Annotated in this window: 6 protein-coding genes; all 6 read right to left on the bottom strand. The window is 40.2% G+C overall.

Annotated features, from left to right (window positions below; translation table 11 throughout):
* Window positions 1-52: 52 nt before the first annotated feature.
* Complete coding sequence (locus L1D46_RS19285; RefSeq protein WP_130051568.1) at window positions 53-694, bottom strand: MBL fold metallo-hydrolase; 642 nt, start codon at window positions 692-694, stop codon at window positions 53-55.
* 1 nt (window position 695) lies between these two features.
* Entirely contained in the window at window positions 696-2,492 is a 1,797-nt protein-coding gene (locus L1D46_RS19280) for a M14 family metallopeptidase (RefSeq protein ID WP_130051569.1), read from the bottom strand.
* 359 nt (window positions 2,493-2,851) lie between these two features.
* Window positions 2,852-3,211: a 50S ribosomal protein L20 gene (gene rplT, locus L1D46_RS19275; protein WP_036968189.1), complete on the bottom strand. Its 360-nt coding sequence runs from the start codon at window positions 3,209-3,211 to the stop codon at window positions 2,852-2,854.
* 15 nt (window positions 3,212-3,226) lie between these two features.
* Window positions 3,227-3,427, bottom strand: a complete 201-nt coding sequence (rpmI, locus tag L1D46_RS19270) for a 50S ribosomal protein L35 (RefSeq protein WP_054554888.1) — start codon at window positions 3,425-3,427, stop codon at window positions 3,227-3,229.
* 206 nt (window positions 3,428-3,633) lie between these two features.
* A complete protein-coding gene (gene infC / locus L1D46_RS19265) occupies window positions 3,634-4,197 on the bottom strand; it encodes a translation initiation factor IF-3 (protein WP_130051570.1) in 564 nt (187 codons plus the stop codon).
* Between the two features lie 57 nt (window positions 4,198-4,254).
* Window positions 4,255-6,165 carry a threonine--tRNA ligase gene (gene thrS / locus L1D46_RS19260; protein ID WP_130051571.1) on the bottom strand — a complete coding sequence of 637 codons (1,911 nt, stop codon included), beginning with the start codon at window positions 6,163-6,165 and terminating at the stop codon, window positions 4,255-4,257.
* Between the last annotated feature and the right edge of the window lie 50 nt (window positions 6,166-6,215).

Raw genomic sequence — 6,215 nt, 5'->3', positions numbered from 1 at the left:
ATTTTATACCAACCCATTTAATAAAGTACTTAGCAAATATTACGAGTTGGCATTAACCAAAACGTCCACTAATAAATGGATTTGTTTTTCGCTCATGCCCTACGGTGGTATTCGGACCGTGGCCTGGCAAAATAGCAACCTCATCTGAGAATGATAAGATCTCAGAATTAATTGATTCGATTAATTGCGCACTATCCCCTTTCGGAAAATCAGTACGACCAACAGAGCCTTGGAAAATCACATCACCCACTATCACTTGTTCTGAACCTTGGTGATAAAAAACAACATGACCAGGCGTATGCCCTGGGCAATGGCGTACTGATAATTCAAGTTCACCCACTGTGATTGTATCACCATGATTTAGCCACTTCGTTGGATAAAATGGCGAAATCGCCGTAAAACCAAACATTTGTGCTTGCATGGGTAAGGCATCAAACCAAAATTTATCATCTAAATGTGGGCCAATGATATCAACACTGAAGTGCTCTGCGAGTTGCTTTGCAGCACCCACATGGTCTAAGTGACCATGTGTTAAATAAATTGCCTCTAATTGACAATTTAAAGCTGCAAGTTCAGCTTGTAGCTTTTCTGCATCACCACCTGGGTCAACTAAAGCTGCTTTATTTGTCTGCTTACAAATAATAATTCGACAGTTTTGGGCAAAACCAGTGACAGGAACAGTTATGACTTTCATGTTATTGTCCTTTTTGTAACTGCTCAAACGTCATTAAAATTGGATATTTTAAATAGCCTTGATCATAAAATGGTGTACGCTCATAAAGCCAATGCAAACGAGCATCTGCATCTTTTGCAAAGTTTTTATCTTCACGAATTTTTTTGTCAAACTCTAAAGCTAGTGCTGGCTTATCTTTTAACATTTGTCGTGCATACGGCATTAAAGCGTAATTTTCCACATACTCGGTACGCTGAAAAATAGTATTGAACTCACCCCACGCAAAAAATGAATCAGGCGCTTCAGGATGTAACAAGTGCGTTGCCAGTTCAGAATAGGACTGATCCGTTGAGACTTTATACCAGCCTGTTATATCGATATTTTCAACTGTATTGTAATCAAATGTTGCCTCTACGCGAAAACGTCCTTCAAAAGGCGTTTTTGCAAATGAATAATCAGCAACGCTTGCTTGCGTTAATGGTTCAGAAATAGCTTCATTCAGTGTCGTTACGTCGATACCATGAAGTTTAAGCTTTGCAACCAATTGACTGTATGCAGGCGGAATATAAAACGCTGTAGGAACATTAACGGTCTTTTTAACGTCTTTTTGCCAAAAAATTGGTAATGCGTCATAGTTTTTAGCTTCACCTAAATATTTAACTTCAGGCTGCCCTGACAATGCACTTTCTGTTCTTGAATAAGCGATACCTTTAAATTCGATAGTATCTGGCTCTTTCGCATAACCACGCTCAACGACTAATTGCGTTGGCTTAAAATCAAGCTCTTTTTTAACAGCTTCATTAAGCGCTTTATCGTTTGCTGCTAAAGCATCAATCGTACCGTCAATAAAAACATAGGTACCTAAAACACGTTGCTTGTAGGGTTTTAATGAATGATTTTCAACTAAGATGGTTGGCAGTGAACGTAAATCCCCCCAGCCATTTGAAAAACGCGGAGTAGCGACCCAACCAGCTAAGCCTTTTTTAAACTCACGCTTATCCATAACGAAAACTAGCGGACCTGGAATATGGCCTGCTTTTTCAAGCTTTGCGTCTATTACTGGTTTAAAAAGGTTATCTAACGCTTCAGAAACGCTTGGTGACTCACTGGAAAAAACGGGGTTGTAACCGTAGGTCACATCATATTGATAATCAGCGCCGTCGGTTACATGGATATCCACATATAAATCGGGTTTAAATTGATTAATAGCTTTCATCACGCCACGTACTTCTGGCGTATCAAGCTTTGTGTAATCTCGATTTAAGTTTAAATTTAGTGCATTTGTCCGAAAACCCATTTCTATAGGACCACGCTGATTTATACGGTTATATTTGCTTCTACGTTCATGACCGTCAACGTTTAAAATAGGGATAAACAGAATATTTACTTTGCTCAAAATATCGCGGCGTTTACCTGTCGCAATATCGCGTAAAAGCATAAACATGGCATCTTTGCCATCAATTTCACCGCTGTGAATACCTGCTTGAATCAAAATGGTTGGTTTTGTATCTGCTACGAGTTGTTTCGCATCAAATAAGCCTTGCTCATTCGCCACTAACATCTTGACCGCACGGTCAGAGCTACTCTTTGCAATAGTCGTGACTTTGAACTGTGTTGGATTTGCCGCAACAAGGCGATCAACAAATGCCATAGTGTCAGCATAATTTGGTGATAAAGTGCCTTCACTTAATTCAAAATCTGTGGTCAATGGCCCTTTTTCTTGCATCAAAGACACACTGTCACCTTGCCATGGTAACAATGGGGGTAAGTGGCTGTCTAAAGTTACTGCAGCAGATAAAAACACTAAACTCGCAAACATATCACTCTCAAGTGCGGTACTTATTCTTTGTGGAAATTATAACAACTAATCTGAAGGGATTGCGTAAACTGCGGTGATTCAACAAAAAAATGGAGCAAACGACATACGCTATGCAGAATCGATGTTACTTATGAATATTATTTAATACCAACCCGCAATAATACTTAATCATTTTGCGGGATTAAACCTGTCGCTAACTTCGTTAAAAATTTCTCATTTAGAACAACTAAATAACGAAATTTCCGCCTTGTTATCAACGAGGTTTTATTGCCTCAAAATAGACTACTTAATTAAGCGGATTGGAATAAGATCAAAAAAAGGAGCGCTAGGCTCCTTTTTAAACTTTATGAAAAGCGAAATTAAGCCGCTAGGCCTTCTTTTGCTTTTGCAACAAGCGCTGCGAATGCAACTTGGTCATAAACAGCGATATCTGCAAGAATCTTACGATCGATTTCTACAGAAGTCTTTTTAAGACCATTGATAAAACGGCTGTATGAAAGACCGTTTTGACGAGCAGCTGCATTGATACGTGCAATCCAAAGTTGACGGAAAGTACGTTTCTTAGCACGACGGTCACGGTAAGCGTATTGACCCGCTTTAGTAACTGCCTGGAAAGCTACGCGGTAAACACGTGAACGTGCTCCGTAGTAACCTTTAGCTTGCTTTAAAACTTTTTTGTGACGTGCACGTGCGATAACACCGCGTTTAACTCTTGCCATTTCTGAAGACTCCTATTAAGCGAATGGTAACATACGTGAAACTAGACCATGGTCATTCTTATGAACCATCATCTTAGGACGTAAGTGTAATTTACGCTTAGAAGTTTTCTTAGTCAGAATGTGACGAAGATGCGCTTGTTTACGCTTGAAACCGCCAGAAGCAGTTTTCTTGAAACGCTTAGCAGCGCCTCTGTGAGTTTTTAGCTTATAAGCCATTGCAATAACTCCAAATGTATTGCTTAAACATTAGCAAGCAGGCGAGAGATATAAAATAGCTCTTCTTTAAAGGCCTAACTTACTGCCATAGTCCGGTGAAGGTTCACTACAAAAGCAGTGCAACCTTACTTAAACCGGTTATTTCAGGTGAACAGAAAACTGTTACTTGCAGACCTGAAATAAAATCGGTGCGTAATATACCGCGTTTATTGCTTTTTAGCAACAGGCGCCATCATCATAACCATCTGGCGACCTTCAACACGATTTGGGAAAGACTCTACTTGTGCAACATCTTCCAAATCAGCTTTAACTCGGTTTAATAATTCAATACCAATTTCTTGGTGAGCCATTTCACGACCACGGAAACGGATAGTAATTTTAGCTTTGTCACCCGCTTCTAAGAACTTGCGTAAGTTGCGAAGCTTAACCTGGTAATCACCTTCATCCGTACCCGGACGGAATTTGATTTCTTTAACCTGGATCTGCTTTTGCTTTTTCTTTTGTTCTTTTAGTTCTTTGCTTTTTTCAAAGATGAACTTACCGTAGTCCATAACCTTACAAACAGGTGGCTCAGCATTAGGACTGATTTCTACAAGATCTACACCCGCATCATCAGCCATAGCTTGTGCTTCTTTTAATGACACGATGCCAGCTTGTTCACCGTCAATGCCAATTAAACGAACTTCTTTAGCTGTAATATCTTCGTTGATACGATTTTTTTGAGCTGTTTGTTGCCCTTTCTTGCCGCCTCTAATGGTACGATCCTCCAAGAATATAAAATAAAAAGCGTGTAGTTGGCTGTTTGTTATGCCCTACACGCTCATGATTTATTGTCGATTTTTAATTTCTTCGCTTACTTTAGCGATAAAATCATCAACACTAAATTTGCCTAGGTCTTCACCTGTGCGAGTACGTACTGCCACCTCTTGCTGTTCAACTTCTTTATCGCCAACAACAAGTAAGTAAGGAATACGCTTTAACGTATGTTCACGGATTTTAAAGCCAATCTTCTCATTTCTCAAGTCAGCAGCGGCTCTAATTCCAAGTTTATTTAATTTTTGTACAATTTCTTGCACATAATCAGCTTGTTTATCCGTGATATTCATGATCACTACTTGCTTAGGAGCAAGCCATGTTGGGAACAATCCAGCATATTCTTCAGTTAAAATACCGATGAAACGCTCAATTGAACCTAAAATAGCACGGTGGATCATTACAGGTGTACGACGTTCATTGTTTTCTGCAACATAAGTTGCACCTAAACGACCCGGTAATGCAAAGTCTAGCTGCACTGTACCACATTGCCAAGCACGATCTAAACAGTCATAAAGTGTAAACTCAATCTTAGGACCGTAGAATGCACCTTCACCTGGTAGGTAATCAAACTCAATGTCGTTTGCTTTAAGTGCTTCAGCAAGCGCAAGCTCTGCTTTATCCCACATTTCGTCTTCACCGATACGCTTTTCTGGACGAGTAGAAAGTTTTACAACAATCTTCTCAAAGCCAAACGTTTCGTATGTGTCATAAACCATTTTAATACATGCAGAAACTTCATCCATGATTTGCTCTTCTGTACAGAAGATATGCGCATCATCTTGTGTAAACCCTCGCACACGCATTAAGCCGTGAAGTGCTCCTGATGGTTCGTTACGATGACAACAACCAAACTCAGCCATACGTAATGGTAAATCACGGTATGATTTTAAACCTTGATTAAAGATTTGTACGTGACCTGGGCAGTTCATAGGTTTGATTGCATACTCACGCTTTTCAGATTCAGTTGTGAACATCGCATCTGCGTATTTGTCCCAATGACCTGATTTTTCCCATAAACCACGGTCCATCATTAACGGGCCTTTTACTTCTTCGTAATCGTACTCACGTAGCTTTTCACGAACGAAGTCTTCTAGTTCACGGTAAATACTCCAGCCATCATTGTGCCAAAACACCATACCTGGAGCTTCTTCTTGCCAGTGCCATAAATCAAGTGCTTTACCAATACGACGGTGGTCACGCTTTTCAGCTTCTTCTAAGCGTTTTAAATATGCTTTAAGTTGCTTTTTATCTGCCCATGCTGTGCCGTAGATACGTTGCAGCATTTTGTTTTCTGAGTCACCACGCCAATAAGCACCTGCCACTTTCATAATTTTAAAGTGTTGGCAGAATTTCATATTTGGTACGTGTGGACCACGACACATGTCGATGTATTCTTCGTGATGGTATAAACCCGGACGGTCATCTTTTGCAATGTTCTCGTCTAAGATTTCCATCTTATATGTTTCACCACGCGCTTCAAAAGTATCGCGTGCTTCTTGCCAGCTTACGGTCTTTTTAACAACGTCGTAGTTTGTTTTTGCAAGCTCAAGCATACGCTTTTCGATAGCATCTAAATCATCTTGGCTTAAAGAATGTTCCATATCGATATCGTAATAAAAACCATTATCGATGGTCGGACCGATTGCCATTTTTGCTTCAGGGAAAAGCTGCTTAACCGCATGACCAATAAGGTGCGCACACGAGTGACGGATGATCTCTAAACCATCATCATCTTTTGCTGTGATAATTTCTAATCGCGCATCGTCGGTGATTAAGTCACATGCATCAACACGGCTACCATTAACTCGACCGGCAATGGTTGCTTTGGCAAGTCCGGGACCGATATCGCTTGCTACGTCATATGTGCTTACTGGGTTTTCAAAACTACGCTGACTGCCGTCAGGGAGGGTAATAACTGGCATTATACATCCTTAATACAGTGGTGATGCCTACAATGCATCACATGTAATAT

Origin of the sequence: Pseudoalteromonas sp. Isolate3 (assembly GCF_022398505.1) — a bacterium.
Lineage (GTDB): Bacteria > Pseudomonadota > Gammaproteobacteria > Enterobacterales > Alteromonadaceae > Pseudoalteromonas > Pseudoalteromonas apostichopi.
This window is presented reverse-complemented; position numbering and strand designations above follow the sequence as displayed.